Raw genomic sequence first — 21,360 nt, forward strand, 5'->3', positions numbered from 1 at the left:
GCTCAGAGCACCTCCAGGTCGTCGGCGAGCACGTCCACGACGTCGTCGGCCGCGTCGGCGCTCTCGCCGAGGACCTCGGCCGGAGTGTCGTCCTGTTCGGGCGCGTCCAGGCGGACGCGCCGGACCGTGTCCGCGCCGCGGCGCTCCGGGGCCACGTTCGGCACGTCCTGCTTGCGCGCCTGCATCTTCGAGCGCACGGACGGGTACCGCGGCTCGTTCAGCCCCTCCTTGACGGTGACGACGGCCGGCGTCGGGACCTCGTAGACCTCCTCGCCGCCGGTGACTTCGCGCTTCGCGACGACCGTCCCGTCGTCGACCGACAGGGACTTCACGCCGTTGACGCACGGCAGGTCGAGCCGGTTGGCGACGTGCACGCCGACCTGGTAGTTCGCGGCGTCGGCGGACTCGTTGCCGAACAGCAGGACGTCGAAGTCGTCGTCGGCGTCACGCACGTAGTCGGCGATGGCGGCCGCGGTGTCGACCGGCCCCCACTCGTCGCCGTCGGTCTCCAGCAGGACGGCGTCGTCGGCCTCCATCGCGAGTGCCGTCCGCAGTTGCTCGTCGGCCTCCGCGGACCCGAGCGTGAGCGCGGTCGCGGTACCGCCGTGGTCCTCGGTGAGCCGGACCGCCTCCTCGAGGGCGCACTCCTCGTGGGGGCTCATCGTGAACCCGAGGTTCGAGGTGTCGATCTGCTGGTTGTCGTCTGTCAGTACGATCTTCGCGCCGGTGTCCGGCACGCGTTTCACGCAGGCGAGTGTCTTCATTGGCTTCGTCGAAGTGTCGTGTCGGATCTGTGTCGCGGCACCGCAGTGGTCGGTAGTCGATTCGGCGACGGGACGCGACGGCTCGAGTGTCGTCGCCGTCGCGTCAGCTCCGGATGCGGTCGTTGCCCGGGTCGAACAGCGGCCGGCTCCCCGCCACCTCGACGGTGACCGGGTAGTGGTCGCCCATGTACTCCACCTGGAGCGTGTTGCCCTCCTCGGCGTGCTCGGGCGGCAGGTACGCCATCAGCAGGTGCTTCCCGACGCTCGGGCCGGTGCCCGCGCTCGTGACGTACGACTCCCGGCCCTCCTCGTCGACGATGACGTTCCCGTCGCCGTCGAGGACCGGCTCGTTGCCCTGCATGAAGCGGCGCTCGCCGTCCGGGGCGCGGTGGTCGTCGACGGAGAGCGTGCACAGCGTCGCCGCGTTCTCCTCCTCGATGGCCTCGGCGTACGCCTCCTTCCCGACGAAGTCGGCGTCCTTCACGCCGTGGAACGTCAGGCCGGCCTCGGCGGGGTCGTACTCGAGTTCGAGCTCGTGGCCGAACAGCCGGTAGCCCTTCTCCATGCGGCCGGTCGTCCCGTAGACGCCCATGCCGACCGGACGGATGTCGTACTCCGCGCCGGCCTCGGCGACGGTGTCCCAGAGCCGCTGGCCCTGGCCCATCGGCGCGTAGATCTCCCAGCCGAGCTCGCCGACGTACGACAGCCGCATCGCCCAGCAGTCGACCTCGCCGATGGTGATCTCCTGGGCGGTGTACGGCGGGAACGCCTCGTGGGACATGTCCTCCTCGGCGACCGCGTCGACGACGTTGCGCGCGTCGGGACCCCAGACGCCGAGCGTGCACAGCGCCTCGGACTGGTCGACGAGGGTGACGTGTTCGTCGTCGCCGATGTGACTCTCGAACCACGCCTTGTCGGAGCCGGCGACCGCGCCGCCGGTGACGATGCGGTAGTGGTCGTCGTCGAGGCGCGCGAACGTCAGGTCCGAGACGAACCCGCCGTTCTCCGCGAGGATGGGCGTGTAGACCGTCTTCCCGACGTCGACGTCGGCCCGCCCGACCGCCATCTTCTCCATGTACTCGGCGGCGTCCGAGCCGACGACGTCGAAGATGCCGAAGCCCATGTCGCCGACCATCGCCACCTTGTCGCGCATGTGGAGGTGTTCGCCGAGGATGATCGGCGACCACCACCGCGAGTCCCACTCGTCGCCGCGGAGCAGGCCGTCGAGTTCCTCGTTGTACCGCCGGACGAGGTCCTCGTTGGACTCGTACCACTGCGGGCGCTCCCAGCCGCCGGCCTCGAAGAACCGCGCGTCGAGTTCGTCCTGGCGGTGGTAGAACGCGCTCGTCCGCAGCGGCCGCGAGGACTGCCACTGCTCGCGCGGGTGGACGATGCCGTAGATCTTCTGGAAGCCCTCGTGGGCGCGGTTCTTCACGAACTCGCGGCTGGTGCCGTACTGGTAGAAGCGGTTGACGTTCGAGGCGTGCAGGTCGATGTCCGAGTAGCCCCGGGTCATCCACTGGGCGACCGCCTCGCCGATGGCGGGCGCCTCCTTGATCCAGATGGCGGCCGCCGACCAGAGGCCGTCGACGTCCTGGAGCGGGCCGAGCAGCGGCGCGCCGTCCGGCGTCTGCGAGAGCAGGCCGTCGATCTCGTGGCGGATGCCGGCGTCCGGGTCGTCGAGGAGGTCCGGCACGATCTCGAGGGCGTCCTGCATCGACTGCTCGAAGGCGTCGTCGGTCAGCGGCGGCTGGGTCGGCGACAGCGGCGCCTCGTCGATGGACGGCACGTCGTCGACGTCCCAGAGGATGGGGCGGTGCTGGTAGGAGCCGACCTCGAGGTCGTTGCCGTGCTGGCGCTCGTACATCTGGGTGTCCATGTCGCGGACGACCGGGAACGAGATCTCGCCCTCGTAGTCCTCGAAGAACGGGATGGGGCCGACGCTGACCATCTGGTGGACGGCCGGCGTCAGGGGGATCTCGACGCCCGCCATCTCCGCGAGCTTCGGGCTCCAGAGCCCGGCCGCGATGATGACCTCGTCGGCCTCGACGGTGCCGCGGTCGGTCTCGACCGCCTGGATCTCGCCGCCCTCGACGCGGAGGTCGAGGACCTCGGTGTTCGGGGAGACGTGGAGGCCGCCCGAGCCCGAACCCCCGGACGAGACGCCGCCCTCGGGGTCGACGTCGCTGACCTCCTCGGGCGAGACCTCGCCGGACGCGATGGCGTCCGCGCGTGCTCGCATCACCTCGCCGGCGCGAAGCGGGTCGCAGGTGCCGGCGCCGGGGCTGTGGAAGCCCGCCTTGATGAGGTCGGTGTTCACGTAGGGGACCTTCTCTTCGACCTCCTCGGGCGTGAGGAGTTCGCCGGGCTCGCCCCAGGCCTTCGCGGACTGGACGCGGCGCTTGAGCTCCTCGACGCGCTCGTCGGTGCGCGCCACCTCGATGCCGCCGCTGTTCGTGAACGTGTCGAAGTCCTTGTACTGCTCGATGCTGCGACGCGTCAGGTGCGTCATCTCCTTGGAGTGCTCGACGGGCATCAGGAAGTTCGACGCGTGCCCGGTCGAGCCGCCGGGGTCGGGCAGCGGCCCCTTGTCGACGAGGACGATGTCCTCGCGTCCGTACCGCGCGAGGTGGTACGCGAGGCTGTTCCCGACGATGCCGGCGCCGAGGATGACGGTCTCGGCCGACGACGGGAGGTCGGACGCGCTCATCGCGAACCACCGGAGCGCGGTCCGTGTCCGTCGGCGGTCGACGAATCGTCCGGTGTGCAGCGCTGGTCTGCGCTACCAGTTGGCAGTCTCATGGTCGTCTCCCAACTCCCGGTGGGACCACCATAAAAGGGTACCCGCACCCGCTCGCGCACCCGCTGGCACCGCCGCGTCCCCACAAGCAGTTCTCACTCTGATACGTCGTGTTTCGGGTCCGCGACGGTCCGCGCCGCGGTGGCGACCGCGGCCGCGTTCGCCGCGACGTCGTGGACCCGCACGACGTCCGCGCCCCGCTCCGCCGCCAGCGCCGTCGCCGCAAGCGTCGGCGGCAGTCGCTCGGCCGGCCCGCAGTCTACCGCCTCGAACATCGACTTGTGGGAGTGGCCGACCAGCACCGGCGCGCCGAGCGCGCGGAACTCCGCGACCCGGTCGAGCAGCGCGAAGCTGTCGGCCGCGGACTTCCCGAACCCCAGACCGGGGTCGACGACGACCCGCGACCGGTCGACGCCCGCCCGCTCGGCGAGCAGCAGGCGCTCGGCGAGCTCGCCGAACACGTCGTCGACGACGTCGTCGTAGTCCGGACGCTCGCCGGGCTCGACGGGCGCGGAGACGCTGTGCATCACGACCACCGGCACGTCCCAGTCCGCGAGGACCGACCGCATCGCCGCGTCGGAGAGCCCCGTGACGTCGTTGACGGCGTCCGCGCCCGCCTCGAGGGCCGCCTCCGCGACGGCCGGCTTCCGCGTGTCCACCGACACCGCCGCGTCCACGTCCCGGAGCGCTTCGACGACGGGGACGACGCGCGCCCGCTCCGCCGCGACGGACACCGGCTCGGCGCCCGGGCGCGTGGACTCGCCGCCCACGTCGACGACGTCGGCGCCCGCGTCGACCATCGCCTCGGCGCGCGCGACGGCGTCCTCGACGGCCTCGTACTCGCCGCCGTCGTGGAAGCTGTCGGGCGTGACGTTCAGGACGCCCATCACTGCGGTGCCGTCCCCCCACGGGGCGTCGACGCTCGGCCCGTCGTCGCCGAGGACGTCCTCGAGGCACGCTGCCAGGTGAACGGCGTCCCCGCCGCGGTCGCGGAGCCACGCGAGCAGCTCCCGGAACGCCGCCCGCGTCCCCGAGAGCACGACGTCGACGTGGCGGTCGGGCGCCGCGATTCCGGACACCGCCGCGGTGCCGCCGCAGTCCGCCATCGCGTCGGACAGCGCCGCTGCCTCGTCGCGCCGCGCGTGCAACCGCACCGTCAGCGGCCCCAGGTCGTCGACGCGGTCCGCGCGGACGGACGCCGGGACGTTCGCGTTCGACAGCACGCGGCGCGCCGCGGCACGGTCGGACGCGTCCACGAGCCGCGGCGCGCGCGTCCAGCGGTCGCGGGCGGCGCCGACGACGTACAGCGAACCGGCAACGAGCACGCAGTCGTCCTCGCCGGCCGCCTCGCAGGCGTCGTGGACCGCGTCCAGCACGGAGCCGTACGCCGCGACCGAGGCGTCGGTCTCCCGGTCGAAGACGGCCGCGAGGACGTCGGTTCCCTGCGCGCGGTCGACGGCCGGCGCGGCGAGGTACGCGGCGTCGACCGGCGGCAGCGCACCGCACATCCCCGCGTGGTCCTTGTCCCGCATCGCCCCGAACACCACGTGGAGGTCGTCGTAGTCGAACCACGCCAGCGTCTCCGCGAGCGTCCGGCACGCCGCCGGGTTGTGCGCGCCGTCCAGGACGACCAGCGGCGAGTCGTCCAGCACCTCGAACCGGCCGGGGACGGTCGCGTTCCTGACGCCGGCGGCGACGTCCCCGGTGGTCACGGTGGCGCCTGTCGACGCGCCGACCTGCATGGCGAGCGCCGCGGCGACGCCGACGTTGCGCGCCTGGTGGGCGCCCAGCAGCGAGGACTGCGCGTCGACCGCCCAGTCCCGGCCCTCGATGGACACCTCGACCGCCGCGGATGACGCGAACTCGCCGTGCTCGGCGACCACGTCCGCGCGCGCGGCGTCGACGCCGCCGTCGCCGTCGCCGCCGACCGTGACGACGTCGGTCTCCTCGCGGATGGCGGCGAGCGCGTCGCCGCCCGCGCCCGTGACCAGCGGCGCGTCCGCCGGCGCGACCTGGGCCTTGTCGCGGGCGATCTCCGCGACGGTCGACCCGAGGATGTCGGTGTGCTCGAGGCTGACGCTCGTGACCGCGCTCGCGACGGGGTCGACGACGCTCGTCGCGTCGTACCGGCCGCCGATGCCGACCTCGAGGACGGCGACGTCGACGTCCCGGCGGTCGAACTCCCAGAGCGCCATCGCGGTGAACGCCTCGAAGAACGTCGGTTCGTCCCCGTCGGCGGCCTGCTCGACGACGTGCGGCCACGCCTCCTCGACGAAGTCCGCGACCGCGTGCTGGGGGACCTTCCGCCCGTCGACGCGGACGCGTTCGCGGAGGTCGTTCAGGTCCGGCGACGTGTACAGGCCGACCGTCAGGCCCGCCTCCTTGAGCACGCGCGCGAGGACGGTCGCCGTGCTGCCCTTCCCGTTCGAGCCGGCGACCTGGACGGCGGTCAGCCCCTCGTGGGGGTCGCCGAGGTGCCCGAGGAGCTCGGCGGTCGTCTCGGTGCCGAGTTTCGGCCGGCGGGTCCGCAGTCGCTCCAGGCGGCCCACCGCCTCGTGGTACTCCATGCCACGTGCATCCCCGAGCGACCGGAAGAAGACTCCGCCCGGTCGGACCGCGACGGCCGCGAAGCACAACGTATCAGCGCGCTGGGCCTGGGGCGACGGCGGACTCGGACGGCCGCGGCGCGCGCGGCGCGTCCGCAGGCCCGCCCGCGGTCCGCCGCGCGACCCCTCGTCGCGAGAACAAGAATGATAAACAGAGTTACACGTAATGCGCGCTTTGATAACGACGACACCAGGAGATACCGATACGATGTCACCCCCAGACAGCGACTCGGGCATGCCCACCGACTACGAGATCGCCCAGTCAGTCGAGAAAGACCACATCGCGGACGTCGTCGAGCCGTTCGGCCTCGATCGCGACGACCTGGAACTGTACGGCGAACACAAGGCGAAGGTGAGCCTCGACGCCATCGAGCGGACGAGCGACGACGGCGACGACGGCAAACTCGTGCTCGTCACCGGGATGACGCCGACGCCGCTCGGCGAGGGCAAGACCGTCACGACAGTCGGCCTCGGCCAGGCGTTCAACCAGATCGGCAAGGACGCCCTCATCGCCATCCGCGAGCCCTCCCTCGGGCCCGTGTTCGGCGTGAAGGGCGGCGCCGCCGGCGGCGGGTACTCACAGGTACTGCCGATGGAGGACATCAACCTCCACTTCACCGGCGACCTCCACGCGCTCACGTCCGCGCACAACCTCATCGCGACGATGCTCGACAACCACGTCAAGCACGGCAACGACCTCGACGTGGACATCAACCAGGTGGCGTGGCCGCGCGCCATCGACATGAACGACCGCGTCCTCCGCGAGACGGTCGTCGGCCTCGGCGGCGAGGTCACCGGCATCCCCCGCGAGGACGGCTTCATCCTCACCGCGGCCTCCGAGCTCATGGCCGTGCTCTGCCTCGCGGACAGCCTCGAGGACCTCAAGGAGCGCGTCGCGCGCATCGTCGTCGGCTACGACGAGGACGGCGACGCCGTCACGGTCGACGACATCGACGCGACCGGCGCCGTCACCATCCTCCTGCGGGACGCCCTCCAGCCGAACGTCGTCCAGACCATCGAGGGCACGCCCGCGTTCGTCCACGGCGGCCCGTTCGCGAACATCGCGCACGGCACGAACTCCCTCATCGCCGACGAGGCCGCGTCGAACCTCGCCGAGTACCTCGTCACGGAGGCCGGGTTCGGCTCGGACCTCGGCGCCGAGAAGTTCATGAACATCGTCTGCCGCTTCGGCGACATGGAGCCGGACGCGGTGACGCTCGTGGCGTCCGTGCGCGCGCTGAAGTACCACGGCCAGGAGATGTGGCCCCCCGACGTCGACGCGCTCGACGAGGAGGACGTCGACGCCGTCGAGCGCGGCTTCGAGAACCTCGACAAGCACGTCCGGAACCTCCAGCAGTTCGGCGTGCCGGTCGTCGTCGCCGTCAACCGGTTCCCGGAGGACACCGACGCGGAGGTCCGGGCCGTCCTCGAGCACTGCCGGGACGACCTCGGCATCCGCGCCGCCGAGTCGAACGTGTTCAGCGACGGCGGCGAGGGCGGCGTCGACCTCGCCGAGAACCTCGTGGACGCGGCGGAGTCCGACTCGGAGTTCGAGCCGCTGTACGACACCGACCTCCCGATCAAGGAGAAGATCGAGACCGTCGCGACGGAGATCTACGGCGCCGAGGACGTCGAGTACCACGGCAGCGCCGAGGACGACATCGAGCGCCTCGCCGACCACGGCTTCGACGACATGCCGGTCTGCATGTCGAAGACGTTCCACTCGCTGAGCGACGACGCGAGCAAGAAGGGCGCGCCCGAGGGCTGGACGCTGGAGGTCACCGAGGTGTACGCGTCGACGGGCGCCGGCTTCCTCGTCGTGCTGACCGGCGACGTGCTCACGCTCCCGGGGCTGCCCGAGGAGCCGGCCGCCGCGAACATGGACATCGACGAGGACGGCACCATCTCCGGGCTGTTCTAGCCCGCTGGCAGTGCCCACCGACTTCGTCGGCGTCGCCGCCGAGCCGCGACACGCCGAGGAACTGCTCGCCGAGCCGCGACACGCCGACGAACCAGCCCGGAGGACAGTCCAGTGACGGACGAGGACGGCACGCAGTTCGTCGAGGAGGTGGCTTCGACCGCCAGGGGCACCGTCCTCGAACCCGGCGACCGGGGGTACGACGAGGCGCGCCGCGTGTGGAACGCCCGCGTCGACCGCGAACCCGCCGCGGTCTTGCAGTGCACGAGTACGGCCGACGTCGTCGCGGGCGTGAACGCCGCGCGCGAACACGGCGTCCGGGTGTCCGCGAAGAGCGGCGGCCACCACGTCTCGGGGAGCGCCATCTGCGAGGGCGGCCTCCTCCTGGACCTCGCCGCGATGGACGACGTCACCGTCGACGCCGGCACGCGGACGGCGACGGTCGGTCCGGGCGCGACCTGGGGCGACGTCGACCGCGAAACGCAGGCGTTCGGGCTCGCGGTCCCGGGCGGCCAGGACCCGAACATCGGAGTCGCGGGGCTGACGCTCGGCGGCGGTGTCGGCTGGCTCAGCAGGAAGCACGGCCTGACGTGCGACAACCTCCTCGCCGCGGAGGTCGTGACGGCCGACGGCGACGTGGTGGGCGCGAGCGAGCGGCGCCACGAGGACCTCTTCTGGGCGCTCCGCGGCGGAGGCGGCGGGTTCGGCGTCGTCACCGGGTTCGAGTTCCGGCTCCACGAGGTGGCGACGGTGTTCGCCGGTTCGCTGATCTACCCCCTGTCGGCTGCGCCCGAGCTCGCGCGGCGGTACGCGTCGTTCACGGACGGGATGCCACGCGAAGCGAGGCTCCTGTTCGGCCTGATGGAACTCCCGGCGGCGCCGTACTACCCGGAGTCGGTCCACGAGACGCGCGTCGCGATGCTCATCGCGTGCTACGCGGGGTCGACGGCGACCGCGCGCCGCGTGTTCGAGCCGCTGCGGTCGTTCGGCGACCCGGTCGCCGACAGCCTCCGCGAGCGGTCGTACGTCGCCTGGCAGGGCGCCGGGGAGAGCCGCGGACGCATGCGCACCCACCTGCGGAGCCAGTACCTCGCGTCGCTCCCGGACGACGCCGTCGAGGTCGTCGTCGACCGCGGTCGCGCTGCCCCGTCGGCCGGCGGGACGGTGTTCGTGTCCCCGCGCGGCGGCGCGGAGACCGAGCCGTCCCGCGACGAAACGGCGTACCCGCACCGGGATGCCGACCACCACGTGCTCGTCGAAGCGAGATGGACCGACCCCGGAGCGGACGACGAACACGTCGACTGGGTGGACGAGTTCCACGCGGCGGTCCGCCCGTACGCGACCGGCGCGGCGCCGCTGAACTTCCTCGCGGACGACGAGGACGCTCCGCGCGTTCGCGCCGGCTACGGCGGGAACTACGACCGGCTCCGCGCCGTGAAGGCGGACTGGGACCCGGACGGCCTGTTCGCCGGGAACCCAGTGTTCGACGCGGTCGAATAGCGGCGCCCGGTCGCCGTTCACTCGGCGCCGAGGCGCCAGAGCGCGCGGTAGAGGGCCCACGCGTCGACGCCGAGGCGCTGCTGGAGCGCCAGGCACGCGTCGTCGAACGTCTCGTAGTCTGCCGCGTCGAGCGCGTCCGGATAGGGGTCGGCCAGTTCGTCCGCGGCGACCAGCACCCCCCACTCGCGGTCGCCAACCACAACGTGTCGTTCCGGGAAGAGGAATTGGAGGAACGCCGACGCGACGCGGACGTCCACGCCGGCCAGCCCGGTCAGCGCGTCGACTCGCGCGGCGACCGCTTCCGCGGACACAGCGGCGTCGAGCGCGTCTCGCAGCGCCTCGTAGTCGTTCTCGCCGAACGCCGCCTCGACGGCGCGCCGTTCGGCGTCCGGGTACGCGCCGAGGAACCGCCGGAAGTACCACTGCAGTACCCACTCGGCGTCCCGCCAGCCGTACTCGCCGTCGCGGACCGCGTCCGGGAACGTCTCCACCTGTTCGCGCTCGACGGCGTACAACGGCTCCTCGTCCGCGTACTCGGCGGCTCTCGTCTCCACGACGTCCCGGGTGAGTTCCATCGCCGGCGGGTTCGCCGGCCAGTCGCGTGAACGTTTTCCCCGCGGACCGCGCCTGCGTGGCGAACCGCCGCGACGGCCGCGCGCGCTCGACAAGTCCGCCTCGCGCCCACGCTCCCGGAAAGATTCTTACTCGTGGCCCCGAACCTCCACGTGAGAGAGCGCCAATGAACGCCCGCACGTCCACCACCTGACCCATGTCCAGTGACGAACAGGAACCAGTCAAGACGATCTGTCCGTACTGCGGAGTCGGCTGCGGCATCCAGGTCGACCCCGGCGACGAGCCGGCCGACATGCGGTTCATGCCGTGGGGCGACGCGCCCGTCAACGAGGGCCGCGTCTGCATCAAGGGCGGCGCGGCGACCGAGGTCGTCGACCACGAGGACCGCCTGACCGAGCCCCTGATCAGAGAGGACGGGGAGTTCCGCGAGGCGACGTGGGACGAGGCGCTGTCGCGGGTCGTCGACGAGATGTCCCGCATCCGCGAGGAGTACGAGCCCGACGCGATGGGGTTCTACGGCTCCTCGAAGACGATGAACGAGGAGAACTACCTCGTCCAGAAGCTCGCGCGCCGCTACGGCACGAACAACGTCGACAACTGCACGCGCATGTGCCACGCGTCGACGGTGTGGGCGCTGCGCACGAGCCTCGGGATGGGGGCGATGACGAACAGCATGGCGGACCTCGAGGAGGCCGCCGACGTCTTCTGGATCCACGGCGCGAACCCCGGCGAACAACACCCCATCGCGAACAGCCAGTACTTCCGGCAGGCGGTCCTTGAGGGCGCGACCGTCATCCAGGTCGACCCGCACGCGAACAAGACCACGCGGTCGTTCGAGATCCAGGAGACAGACCGCCACATGCACCTCCAGGTCGAGCCCGGGACGGACATCCCGCTGTTGAACGTCGTCCTGAAGACCGTCCTGGAGAACGACTGGGTGGACGAGGAGTTCCTCGCCGAGCGCACCGAGGGCTTCGAGCACCTCGAGGAGACGCTCGCGGACTTCGACAAGGAGGCCGCCGCCGAGGAGTGCGGCGTCCCCCTCGAGGACATCGAGCTGGCCGCCGAGAAGTACGCGAAGGCGAACAACGCCGCCATCTTCACCGGGATGGGGATGAGCCAGCACACCTGCGGCGTCGACAACGTCCAGAACGAGATCAACCTCGCCCTGGTCACCGGGAACGTCGGCCGGCCGGGCACGGGCGTCAATCCGCTGCGCGGCCAGAACAACGTCCAGGGCACCAGCGACGTCGGCGCGATGCCGAACGTGCTCCCGGGCTACCAGCTCGTCGACGACGACGAGGCCCGCGAGTCCGTCGAGGACGTCTGGGGGTTCGAGGTGCCGGACGAGCCCGGGCTGACGAACGTCGAGATCTCCCACGAGGCCGGCGAGTCCGTCCACGGCCTCTACGTGATGGGCGAGAACCCGATCATGAGCGAGCCGGACGCGAACCGGGTCGCCGAGCGCCTCGCCGACCTCGAGTTCATGGTCGTCCAGGACATCTTCATGACGGAGACCGCCGAGTACGCGGACGTCGTGCTGCCGGCGACGTCGTGGGCCGAACGCGGCGGCACCGTCACGAACACGGACCGCCGCGTCCAGCGGATGCGCCCCGTGCAGAAGGTCCACGAGAACACGCGCCACGACCTCGACATCCTCACCGAGGTCGGCGAGCGGCTGTTCGGCGACGGCTCCTTCGACTTCGACACGCCCGAGGAGGTCTTCGAGGAGCTCCGCGAGGTCTGTCCCATCTACCACGGGATGACCTACGACGCGCTCGGCGAGGAGGGCATCCACTGGCCGTGCTACGAGCCCGGCGACGAGGGCGATCCCTACCTCTACGAGGACGAATTCGAGACCGAGTCCGGGCTCGGCCAGATCGAGGGCGTCCGCCACCAGCCGCCGAAGGAGACGCCGGACGAGGAGTACCCGCTCATCCTGACGACGGCGCGCCTCGAGGAGCACTACAACACGGGGACGATGAGCAGGCGGTCGCCGACCCTGAACCGCCAGACGCCGGAGAACTTCGTCGACGTCCACCCGGGCGACGCCGAGCGCTACGGCGTCGAGGACGGCGACGAGGTCACGCTCAGGTCCCGCCGCGGCGAGATCACGGTCACCGCGAACGTCACCGAGGACATCAAGGAGGGGTCGGTGTGGACGACGCCGCACTTCGCGGCCGCGTCCGCGAACCTGCTCACGAACGACGTCCTCGACGAGCGCGCGAAGATCCCCGAGTACAAGGCCGCCGCGGCCGAGATCGAGGTCAACGTCGAGCCGAGCGACGGCGACGCGCCCGCCGACGACTGACTGTCGGCGCCGCCGCACCCACTTCGTTCCTCTGCAGCGCGACGCCCACTCGCCAGCGCCGCCGCGCACACCGCCGCTCCAACAGCGCGACGCCCACTCGCCAGCGCCGCCGCGGTCAGGCCGTCACGTCGGCCGGGAGGGGGTCCGCCGCCGAACCAATACGTGACAGGCGCGTGGACTCTTGAAGACGGCGCGCCTCGACCGGGAACCCGAGAGAGCACCCCTGTCGTCCGCCAGCGTCCACCTCACGGCCGCGGCCGTCGACGACGCCGACGACGGCTGCCGGGAACCCTTATGTGCCGCACCGCGGAACACCACAGGCGTGGCGGAGTCACACACCGCAACGTCGCCGCCCGGCCCCCTGGAGTGGCTCGACGACGACGCCGTCCGGACCGTCCACGACTGGTCGATGCAGATCGTCGAACGGCTCGGCATCCAGCTGTGCCACCCGCGGGCGCGCGAACTGGTCGTCGAGAACGGCGGCAGCGTCGACCGCGACGACGTCGCGACGCTACCGCGCGGCGTGGTCGGTGACGCCCTCGACGCCGCACCGGAGACGTTCACGCTCCACGCGCGCAACCCGGACAACGACGTCGTCGTCGGCGGCGACGCCCCGCCGGTGCGCTCGCCGGGGTTCGGTCCGTCCCGCGTCCGGACCGCAGCGGGCGGGCGCCGGGACGCGTCGCTGGCCGACTACGAGACGCTCGTGAAACTCGCGCACGCCGAGGACGCCATCACGTGCGCCGGCTACAACCTCTGCGAGCCGACCGACGTCCCGCGCGAGGACCGACACCTCGCGATGCTGGAGCGCTCGCTCGTCCTCACGGACAAGCCCGTGATGGGGCCGACGCACGGCAGCGACGCCGCCGAGGCCTGCATGGAGGCGGTCGCCATCGCGACCGACGGCGCCGGGCTCTCCGAGCCGACGGTCGCCGGCCTCGTCAACACCGTGCCGCCGCGGCGCATCGACGCCGACAACCTCGGCGGCCTCCTGACGTACGCCGACCACGGCCAGCCGCTCGTCGTCTCCTCGTTCACGATGGCGGGCGCGTCCGCGCCGCCGTCGCTGCCAGCGGCGCTCGCGCAGGCGAACGCCGAGACGCTGGTCGCCGCGACGCTCGCACAGCTCGCGAACCCCGGGACGCCGGTCGTCTACGGCGTCCCGTCCGCGAGCGTCGACAGCCGGTACGGGTCGCTTTCCATCGGCGGCCCCGAGTCCGCGCTGTTCGCGGCGTTCGCCGCACAGCTCGCCCGCCACTACGGGCTGCCGTCCCGCGGCGGCGGCGGGCTCTCGGACGCCAAGCTCGTCGACTACCAGAGCGGCTTCGAGTCGACGCTCGTCAACGCCGTGACGGCGTTCAGCGGCGTCGACTTCGTGCTGAACGCGGCCGGCGTCCTCGAGTCGTACTCGGCGGTCTCACCGGAGAAGTTCGTCCTCGACTGCGAGGCGCTGCGCGCACTCGACCGCCTCCGCGCCGGCGTCTCGACGGCGGACGCGGACGTCTCGCTGGACCGCATCGCGGCGACCGACCCGGGCGGCCACTTCGTCGACGGCGCCGGCGACGGCGCCGGTTCCTTCCACCAGGCAGCGGTCGTGGACAAGCGCGCCCACGACGACTGGGCGACCGACGACCGGAAGTCCGCGTTCGAACTCGGCCGCGAACGCGTCGCGGACCGCCTCGACGACTACAGCGAGCCGCCGATGGACGGCGACGCCCGGCGGGAGCTCGAGTCCTTCGTCGCTTCCCACCCATGAACGTCGACGCGCTGACGCTCGCGGAGTTCCTCGACGGCATCGCCTCCGAGCGCGTGACGCCGGCCGGCGGCTCGGCGACCGCGGTCGTCGGCGCGGTCGGCGCGTCGCTGTGCGAGATGGCCTGCATCCACGCCGACGCGCGCGACGGCGACGCGGCGACGGCGATGGGGGACGCCCGGGAGACGCTCGCGGGGCAGCGCGAGCGCCTGCTGGCGCTCGCGGACGCGGACGCGGCGGTCGTCGACGAGCTGTTCGGCCGGGAGGCCGAGGGGCCCGGCGGCGACGCCGCGGCGAAGCGCGCGCTCGGCGTCCCGCTCGCGACGGCCGAGGCCGCGCTGACGGTCCTGGAGGCGGCGGTTGTCGTCACCGAGGACGGCGTCGGGCCCGCCGCCGCCGACGCTGCCATCGGCGCACACCACGCGCGGGCGGCGCTGGACGCGTCGGTGTTCACCGTCCGGTCGAACGAAGGGCTGGTCGCCGACGACGACTACGTCGACGAGGTGACCGCGCGCTGCGAGTCGCTGGCCGTCGACGGCGAACGCGTGTTCGACGCCGTGCTCGCCGCCCTCGACGCGGAGTGACTGGCGGGCCGGGCTACGCAGCGACTTCTGTCTCCTCGTCGCTCGACTCGTAGCGCTCCACGACGTCGTTGATGAGGACGACGTCGCCGACGGCGCGGACCCAGCGGTACGGGATGATGACGCCCTTCTCGCCGGTCGCTTCCGCGGCGAACAGGTCGGGGTTGAGTTCGCTGAGCGCGAGGCCGTTGACCACTTCGGTGTCGAGGTTCAGGCGGACGTCCTCGACTTCCCCCACGAAGACGCCGTTGTTGGAGTACACCTCGCGGCCGACCAGCGAGGTGATCTCGTCTGCTTCGGAGTCCATGTCGTCGTGATTGTCGCGGTGCCCCTTAAGTGTTCGAGCTACGTCCCGCGGGCGTCCGACGCCGGCCTCGCGGTCGGCCCGACGCCCCCTCAGGCGTACCGGTCGAGCAGGTCGCCGAGCGCGTCGAGCGCGGGCGCGACCTCCGCGGGGCTGCGGCCGAGGCTCACGCGCACGCGGCCGTCGTCGTCGAAGAACCGACCGGGGACGACGAGCAGTCCCTCCTCCCAGGCGTCCGCCGCGAGCTCGTCGCCGTCCGCGTGCTCGGGGTCGAGGAACGCGTACGTGCAGCCCTCGGAGACGAACCCCTCGACGTCGTCGCGCGCGTCCAGGAACTCCCGGAGGAGCGCGTGGTTGTCCTCGACGAGCCCGCTGGCGCGCGCGTCGAGGTGGTCGGCGTTGTGGAGCGCGCGCCGCCCGAGAGCGCGACTGGGCCCAGCGACGGCCGCGAAGTGGTGGGCGACCGAACGCGCGTGGTCGACGAACGCCTCGTCGGCGACCAGCCACCCGACGCGGAGGTCGCCCAGCCCCCAGTACTTCGTCAGCGAGTTCGTCACCACGGCCCGCTCGAGGCCGGCGGCGGTCGGACCGCCGAACGCGCCCTCGCGGTCGCCGGTCCCGAAGGGCGCGTACACCTCGTCGACGAGCAGGCGGGCGTCGGCGTCCGCGACGACGCCGGCGAGGTCGGCGAGCGTCTCGCGGTCGGCGCGCACGCCGCTGGGGTTGTGGCGGTTCGTCACGGTCACGAGCGCCGTCGCGTCGACGAGCGCGTTCTCGACGCGGTCGACGGCGAGCCCGTAGTCGTCGCCGCGCAGGAACCGGTCGACGGACGCGCCGAACGCGGCCGGCGTCTTCACGAGCGGCTCGTACCCGGGTTTCTCGACGAGCACGTGCGAGGCGGCCGCCCCCTCGCCGTCCGTCCCCTCGTCGTTCTCGGGCTCCGCGCGGTCGAGCGCGGTCGCGGCCGCGACGGCGTTCGCCATCGTCGCGCCGGCGGTCACGAGCACCTGCTCGGGTTCGACGCCGTACTCGCCGGCGATCATCGTCTCCAGGGTCGCGCCGCGCGGCGGGTCGTCCAGGCCCGCCAGCGGCCCGGGCACCGCCTCGGGCTCGTGGTCGCGGTCGCCGCGCAGGTCGCTGGACCCGAGGTCGTACAGCGCGACCTCCGGCCGCCCGGAAATCCACTCGAGGTACTCCAGCCGCGGGAACATGGCTGCGAGTCCGCGCGCCGGCGGGAAAGTAGTTGTCGCTCGCCGGCGGACGCGTCCCGTGCCCTCTTCCGCAGTTCGTCGGCCACCGGAGTCGATGTCAGTCGGCCACCGGAGTCGATGTCAGTCGGCCACCGGAGTCGATGTCAGTCGGCCACCGGAAGCCGTTAGGCGAAGCGGCACGCACTCGCCTGCGTGGACGACTTCGCCGACTGGCTGCGCGACCGCCCCCACTACGCGGGCCAGGTCGTCGACGACCGCACGCTCCCCGGCCGCGAGGCCAGCACCCGGGACGTCGACGTCGAGGAGCGCCTCGAGTCGGCGCTCGCCGACCGCGGCATCGACGCCCTCTACGACCACCAGGCCGACGCCGTCGAAGCGGTCCGGGACGGCGACGACGTCGTGCTCGCGACGCCGACGGCGAGCGGGAAGAGCCTCGCGTACACCGTGCCGGCGTTCGAGCGCGCGATGGACCGCGGCGGCCGCACGCTCTACGTCGCGCCCCAGAACGCCCTCGTCGCCGACCAGCACGACACGCTCTCCGACCTCGCCGCCGACCTCGGGTTCGGCAGCCGCGTCTCCGTCGAGACGTACACCGGCCGCCTCTCGCAGTCCGAGAAGCGCGGCGTGCGCGACCGCCGGCCGACCGTCCTCCTGACGAACCCCGAGATGCTGCACTACGCGCTCCTGCCGCACGCCCACCGGCTCTGGGAGTGGTTCTTCTCGGGCCTGGAGACGGTCGTCCTCGACGAGGTCCACGAGTACCGCGGCGTCTTCGGCGGCCACGTCGCGCACGTCCTGCGGCGACTCAGGCGGGTCTGCGAGCGGTTCGGCGGCGGTGCCGGGTCCGGAGGGCGCCGACCGTCGGGGGAAGACGACCCCCAGTTCGTCTGCTGTTCGGCGACCATCGGGAACCCCGTCGAGCACGCGGCCCGGGTCACCGGCCGGCCGGCCGACGGGTTCGCGCTCGTCGACGAGGACGCGAGCGAGCGCGGGCCGCGCCACTGGGTGCTGTGGAACCCGCCCGAGCAGTCCGGCGGCGAGGGGCGGCGCCGGTCGAACCACGTCGAGACGCGGCGGCTGATGGCCGACCTCGTGACGGCGGGCCACCAGACGCTCGCGTTCACGCGCTCCCGGCAGGGCGCCGAGCGGAACGCCACCGCGTCCGCCGACGACCTCCGCGAGCGCTGCGAGCGCGAGTTCGCGGACCGGATCGCGGCCTACCAGGCGGCGCTCACCGACGACCGGCGGCGCGGCCTCGAGGCCGACCTGCACGACGGCAGCCTGCGCGGCGTCTGGACGACGAGCGCGCTCGAACTCGGCGTCGACGTCGGCGGCCTCGACGCCGTCCTCCTGGACGGCTACCCGGGCACGCGGATGAACACGTTCCAGCGAGCGGGCCGCGCCGGCCGCGGCACCGACCCGGCCGCCGTGGTCCTCGTCGCCGGCGAGGACCAGCTCGACCAGTACGTGATGGCCCACCCCGAGGCGCTGTTCGCCGGCGACCCGGAGGACGCAATCGTCGACCCGGCGAACGAGCACCTCCTCGACCCCCACCTCCAGAGCGCCGCGCGCGAGAACTGGCTGTCCCCCGGGGACGCCGACTACTTCCCGCGGTTCGACGAGCGCGTGGACGCACTCGAACGCCGGGGTCTGCTGGAGCGCCGCGACACCGAATACGGGACGCGGTGGACGTACGCCGGCGACGGCAGCCCCCAGCACGAGCTGAGCCTGCGCTCCATCGACGACCGCGAGGTCCAGTTGCTCGACCCCTCGGGGGACGCCGTCGCGTCGCTGCAGTTCGCGGACGCGCTCCGGGACGCCCACCCGGGCGCCGTCTACCACCACCAGGGCCAGCGCTACGAGGTCACGGACCTCGACCTCGAACGCCGCGTCGCGACCCTCCAGCCGACGTGGGCGGACCACTACACGCGCGTCCTCACGGACAAGCAGCTGGCGGTCCGCGAGGACCGCGCGGAGCGCGCGCCGCTGGCCCGCGACGACGTCCCGGTGCGGTTCGCGGCCGTCACGCTCACCGAGCAGGTCACGGGCTACGAGCGCCGCGACCCCCAGCGCGGCGAGTCGCTGGGCACGATGTCCGTCGACCTGCCGCCGCAGACCCTGGAGACGCGCGCGCTCTACTTCACCGTGCCGCCGGACGTCGAGACGGCGCTCCGCGAGGGCGGCGACCTCCCGGGCGCCATCCACGCCGCCGAGCACGCGATGATCTCGATGTTCCCCACGGCGCTCCTCTGCGACCGCGGCGACGTCGGCGGCCTGTCGACGCCCGTCCACCCGCACACGGGCCGGCCCACGGTCTTCGTCTACGACGGCTACCCGGGCGGCGTCGGCCTCGCGCGCGCCGGCTTCGACGAGGTCGCCGTCCTCGCCGAGCGCACGCTCGCGATGCTCCGGGCCTGCGACTGCGAGTCGGGGTGTCCGGCGTGCGTGCAGTCCCCCCAGTGCGGGAACGCCAACGACCCGCTCGACAAGGGCCTCGCCATCGAGTTGCTCGCCGCGCTCACCGGAGAGTGAGGCGGGCTAGCGCGTTCGGCGCAGCGCGAAGTCCGCGCCCGAGGCGTCGAGCGTGCACAGCGAGTGGTACCGGACGAACGTCACCACGGGGACGCTGACGGCGGCGAGCACCGCTACGCCGACGACGACGGCGGCCGCGACCGCGAGGAACGCGAGCGGGTTGAGCGCGCCGAGCACGACGAACAGGCCGACGGGCACGGCGACGACGGCGGCCGCGATGCCGAACACGAGGCTGGCGCCGAACAGCAACACGAGCTTCACGAGCGCGTAAACGCCGAACTGCCGCCACTCGGCGCGCAACGTGGGCGCGAGCTCGCGCCACGTCGCCAGCACGCCGCCGCCGTGCTCGGCCATCAGCGGCACGACGAACGCCGTCGTGAACTCCAGGACGACCGCCGCCGCGAGGCCGGCGACGACGACCAGCGGCACGGTCACGACCAGCGCGAGCAGCGGCAGCGGCGTCCCCGTGACGGCGGCCAGCCAGGCCGGGACGGCGACCCCGAGGACGGCGAGCAGGACCGCCACGCCGACCAGGATCCGGAAGCCGAACAGCCGGAGGCCCGCGCCGAGTCGCGCGCCGAACGGCTCGCGGATTCGCACGTCCCGCGACCGCAGCGCGTCCACGAGCACGAACTCCATCACGGACCCGACTGCGGCGAACGCCAGTCCGACCACCGCGACGGCGGCGACCAGCGCGAGCGCCGCCGCGAGGAACGCCGGGTCGGTCACCTCGCGGCCGTACTCGAGGACCGCCTGCGGCGGCGCGTCGACGGACACGGTCGGCGTCTGCGGCGGCGACAGGCCGGCGAACAGCGCGACCACGGCCAGCCGGACCCAGACGCCGGCGTCGAACGGCAACAGGAGGGCGCGTGCCTCGTCCAGGGCGTCTTCCAGGGCGTCGACTGCGTACCACGACATGTCATACCGTTCGACACCTGCCGCGAAAAAAGTGCGTGTGGCAGTCGGCGACGCGGAGCAGTCGGCGGGCTACTCGACGTCCTCGACGGCAGCCAGCGGGTTCAGGAACCCGCTCCCGTAGTACGTCTTGTCGTAGCCGTCCGGAACGTCGGCGGTGCGCTCGAGGACGCTCTCGACCTGGTTCGCGTTCAGGTCAGGCGCCACGCTCTTCACGAGCGCGACGGCGCCGGCGACCTGCGGCGCCGCCATCGACGTGCCGGCGACCCAGTTGTAGTCGTAAATTGCACCGAGGTACTCGCCGTCGTCGCTGAACTCCGGTTCGGCGACGGTGTTCAGCACGAGGTCGTAGTACCAGGGAACCTCGTCTTCCGCGGCGGCCTCGAGGTCGACGTCGCCGCCCGGTGCGGCGAGGTCGACCGCGTTCGTGCCGTAGTTCGTGTAGTACGCCGGGCTCCGCGGCCCGTCTTCGAGCCCCTCCTCGCCCCACTGGAAGCCGATTGGGCCGGTCGCGCTGACGGACAGCGCCTGGGCGGCCTCGTTCGGGAGGCTGACGACCGGGCCGTCGTGCTGGAGGTCGGCGGCGTCGTTGCCGGCCGAGACCACCAGCAGCGTCCCCTGTCTGTTCGCGTACGTCGTCGTGCGGTTGAGGACCTTCCCGTAGAACGACCCGAGGCCCGCCCGGGAGACGGGGTACGCGCCGATGCTCATGTTGACGGCGTCGCACTCGATGCGCGCGCTGTAGACGAGCGCCGCCATCATGTCCGCGAACGACGCGCTCCCGGTCTGCGAGAACACGCGGCAGTCGACGATCTCCGTGCCGGGCGCGGTGCCGACGACGCCGGCCTCGTTCTCGTCGCTGGCCGCGACGATGCCGGCGACGTGCGTCCCGTGGTAGCCGCCGTACGGACCGCCGCTGCCGTAGCCGTCGCCCGTGAAGTCCCGCGAGCGGTCCTCGTCGACGGCGTGCGCGAGGTCGGGATGGCCGGCCGCCACGCCGGTGTCGACGATTGCCACGCGCGTCCCCTCGCCGCGCGTGGTCTCGTGGACGTCCGGGACGCCCTGGACGTGCTTGTCCCACTGGAGCGGGTACAGGGGTTCGTCGGTCGCGCTCTCCTCGGCCTCGACGGGCGCGTCGTCGACGGGGAGGTCGAGTTCGTACGTCGTGTCCGGCGCGTAGTCGAACTTCGAGTCCGCCAGCGCCGACTCGCTCCCCTCGACGACCGCGAGGTCGACCTCCGGGAGGTCGTGGACGACCGCGAGGTCGCTCCGCTCGAGCCGCCCGGCGGACCCCCGCTTCGTGTCGACGAGGAACCGCTCCGCGGACTCGGCCGCGGTGACCGTCGACCCGACGGCGACTCCCCCCAGCAGGGACCCGCTCACCTTCAGGAACGTGCGCCTGGTGTGTCTCACCATGACAGTCACATCGTGTTATCGTACGAGTATTAAAATTTGCCTCCTAAAAGTGCCGTGAGAATATCTTTTCGCGGTCGACCGCGACGGAGTCTCGCTCCGGTCGACCGTGACGGACCCTCTCCCCACCAGTAGCGACGGACCCTCTCCCCACCAGTAGCGACGGACCCTCTCCCCAC

14 protein-coding genes are annotated in these 21,360 nt (G+C 72.3%); 6 read left to right on the forward strand and 8 right to left on the reverse strand.

What is annotated here, in order from left to right; translation table 11 throughout:
• Window positions 1–2 precede the first annotated feature (2 nt).
• From U5911_RS13715 to folP, 3 genes are all read right to left on the reverse strand, one after another.
• Window positions 3–764, reverse strand: coding sequence for an electron transfer flavoprotein subunit beta/FixA family protein (locus tag U5911_RS13715; RefSeq protein ID WP_336037602.1), 762 nt, complete (start codon window positions 762–764; stop codon window positions 3–5).
• Between the two features lie 103 nt (window positions 765–867).
• A complete protein-coding gene (locus U5911_RS13720) occupies window positions 868–3,474 on the reverse strand; it encodes a GcvT family protein (RefSeq protein WP_336037604.1) in 2,607 nt (868 codons plus the stop codon).
• A gap of 185 nt (window positions 3,475–3,659) precedes the next feature.
• The gene (gene folP, locus U5911_RS13725) at window positions 3,660–6,131 is read right to left on the reverse strand and encodes a dihydropteroate synthase (RefSeq protein ID WP_336037605.1); all 2,472 of its coding nucleotides are present in this window, start codon (window positions 6,129–6,131) and stop codon (window positions 3,660–3,662) included.
• Between the two features lie 247 nt (window positions 6,132–6,378).
• Here folP and U5911_RS13730 point away from each other — a divergent pair, with 247 nt between their 5' ends.
• Both U5911_RS13730 and U5911_RS13735 read left to right on the forward strand, forming a co-directional pair.
• Window positions 6,379–8,091: a formate--tetrahydrofolate ligase gene (locus U5911_RS13730; RefSeq protein ID WP_336037606.1), complete on the forward strand. Its 1,713-nt coding sequence runs from the start codon at window positions 6,379–6,381 to the stop codon at window positions 8,089–8,091.
• Between the two features lie 111 nt (window positions 8,092–8,202).
• Entirely contained in the window at window positions 8,203–9,588 is a 1,386-nt protein-coding gene (locus U5911_RS13735; protein ID WP_336037607.1) for an FAD-binding oxidoreductase, read from the forward strand.
• A 17-nt stretch (window positions 9,589–9,605) separates the two neighbouring features.
• On the opposite strand, the gene U5911_RS13740 is transcribed toward U5911_RS13735, so the two are convergent.
• The gene (locus tag U5911_RS13740; protein ID WP_336037609.1) at window positions 9,606–10,163 is read right to left on the reverse strand and encodes a hypothetical protein; all 558 of its coding nucleotides are present in this window, start codon (window positions 10,161–10,163) and stop codon (window positions 9,606–9,608) included.
• 194 nt (window positions 10,164–10,357) lie between these two features.
• Here U5911_RS13740 and fdhF point away from each other — a divergent pair, with 194 nt between their 5' ends.
• The 3 genes from fdhF (at window position 10,358) to U5911_RS13755 (ending at window position 14,809) form a co-directional block, all read left to right on the forward strand.
• On the forward strand, window positions 10,358–12,472 hold the full coding sequence (gene fdhF / locus U5911_RS13745) for a formate dehydrogenase subunit alpha (protein WP_336037611.1): 2,115 nt from the start codon (window positions 10,358–10,360) through the stop codon (window positions 12,470–12,472).
• Window positions 12,473–12,794: 322 nt separating this feature from the next.
• Window positions 12,795–14,228, forward strand: coding sequence for a trimethylamine methyltransferase family protein (locus tag U5911_RS13750; protein ID WP_336037612.1), 1,434 nt, complete (start codon window positions 12,795–12,797; stop codon window positions 14,226–14,228).
• Window positions 14,225–14,809, forward strand: coding sequence for a cyclodeaminase/cyclohydrolase family protein (locus U5911_RS13755; protein WP_336037613.1), 585 nt, complete (start codon window positions 14,225–14,227; stop codon window positions 14,807–14,809). The genes U5911_RS13750 and U5911_RS13755 overlap by 4 nt, the downstream gene beginning before the upstream one ends.
• A gap of 13 nt (window positions 14,810–14,822) precedes the next feature.
• On the opposite strand, the gene U5911_RS13760 is transcribed toward U5911_RS13755, so the two are convergent.
• Complete coding sequence (locus U5911_RS13760; RefSeq protein ID WP_336037614.1) at window positions 14,823–15,113, reverse strand: PRC-barrel domain-containing protein; 291 nt, start codon at window positions 15,111–15,113, stop codon at window positions 14,823–14,825.
• An 89-nt stretch (window positions 15,114–15,202) separates the two neighbouring features.
• Window positions 15,203–16,321: a pyridoxal phosphate-dependent aminotransferase gene (locus tag U5911_RS13765; RefSeq protein ID WP_336037615.1), complete on the reverse strand. Its 1,119-nt coding sequence runs from the start codon at window positions 16,319–16,321 to the stop codon at window positions 15,203–15,205.
• Between the two features lie 192 nt (window positions 16,322–16,513).
• On the opposite strand from U5911_RS13765, the gene U5911_RS13770 reads away from it, so the two are divergent.
• Complete coding sequence (locus U5911_RS13770; protein WP_336037616.1) at window positions 16,514–18,853, forward strand: DEAD/DEAH box helicase; 2,340 nt, start codon at window positions 16,514–16,516, stop codon at window positions 18,851–18,853.
• A gap of 6 nt (window positions 18,854–18,859) precedes the next feature.
• Here U5911_RS13770 and U5911_RS13775 read toward each other — a convergent pair whose 3' ends face one another.
• Both U5911_RS13775 and U5911_RS13780 read right to left on the reverse strand, forming a co-directional pair.
• The gene (locus U5911_RS13775; RefSeq protein ID WP_336037617.1) at window positions 18,860–19,771 is read right to left on the reverse strand and encodes a DUF7544 domain-containing protein; all 912 of its coding nucleotides are present in this window, start codon (window positions 19,769–19,771) and stop codon (window positions 18,860–18,862) included.
• 69 nt (window positions 19,772–19,840) lie between these two features.
• A complete protein-coding gene (locus U5911_RS13780; protein ID WP_336037618.1) occupies window positions 19,841–21,184 on the reverse strand; it encodes a S8 family peptidase in 1,344 nt (447 codons plus the stop codon).
• Window positions 21,185–21,360 lie beyond the last annotated feature (176 nt).

Origin of the sequence: Halobacterium yunchengense (assembly GCF_037031165.1) — an archaeon.
In the GTDB taxonomy this organism is placed as follows: domain Archaea; phylum Halobacteriota; class Halobacteria; order Halobacteriales; family Halobacteriaceae; genus Halobacterium; species Halobacterium yunchengense.

What these genes read in the sequence shown, in the direction of transcription:
- U5911_RS13715 (WP_336037602.1), bottom strand. Translation starts at nt 764, where the DNA reads ATGAAGACACTCGCCTGCGTGAAACGCGTGCCGGACACCGGCGCGAAG.
- U5911_RS13720 (WP_336037604.1), bottom strand. Translation starts at nt 3,474, where the DNA reads ATGAGCGCGTCCGACCTCCCGTCGTCGGCCGAGACCGTCATCCTCGGC.
- folP (WP_336037605.1), bottom strand. Translation starts at nt 6,131, where the DNA reads ATGGAGTACCACGAGGCGGTGGGCCGCCTGGAGCGACTGCGGACCCGC.
- U5911_RS13730 (WP_336037606.1), top strand. Translation starts at nt 6,379, where the DNA reads ATGTCACCCCCAGACAGCGACTCGGGCATGCCCACCGACTACGAGATC.
- U5911_RS13740 (WP_336037609.1), bottom strand. Translation starts at nt 10,163, where the DNA reads ATGGAACTCACCCGGGACGTCGTGGAGACGAGAGCCGCCGAGTACGCG.
- fdhF (WP_336037611.1), top strand. Translation starts at nt 10,358, where the DNA reads ATGTCCAGTGACGAACAGGAACCAGTCAAGACGATCTGTCCGTACTGC.
- U5911_RS13755 (WP_336037613.1), top strand. Translation starts at nt 14,225, where the DNA reads ATGAACGTCGACGCGCTGACGCTCGCGGAGTTCCTCGACGGCATCGCC.
- U5911_RS13760 (WP_336037614.1), bottom strand. Translation starts at nt 15,113, where the DNA reads ATGGACTCCGAAGCAGACGAGATCACCTCGCTGGTCGGCCGCGAGGTG.
- U5911_RS13765 (WP_336037615.1), bottom strand. Translation starts at nt 16,321, where the DNA reads ATGTTCCCGCGGCTGGAGTACCTCGAGTGGATTTCCGGGCGGCCGGAG.
- U5911_RS13775 (WP_336037617.1), bottom strand. Translation starts at nt 19,771, where the DNA reads ATGTCGTGGTACGCAGTCGACGCCCTGGAAGACGCCCTGGACGAGGCA.
- U5911_RS13780 (WP_336037618.1), bottom strand. Translation starts at nt 21,184, where the DNA reads ATGGTGAGACACACCAGGCGCACGTTCCTGAAGGTGAGCGGGTCCCTG.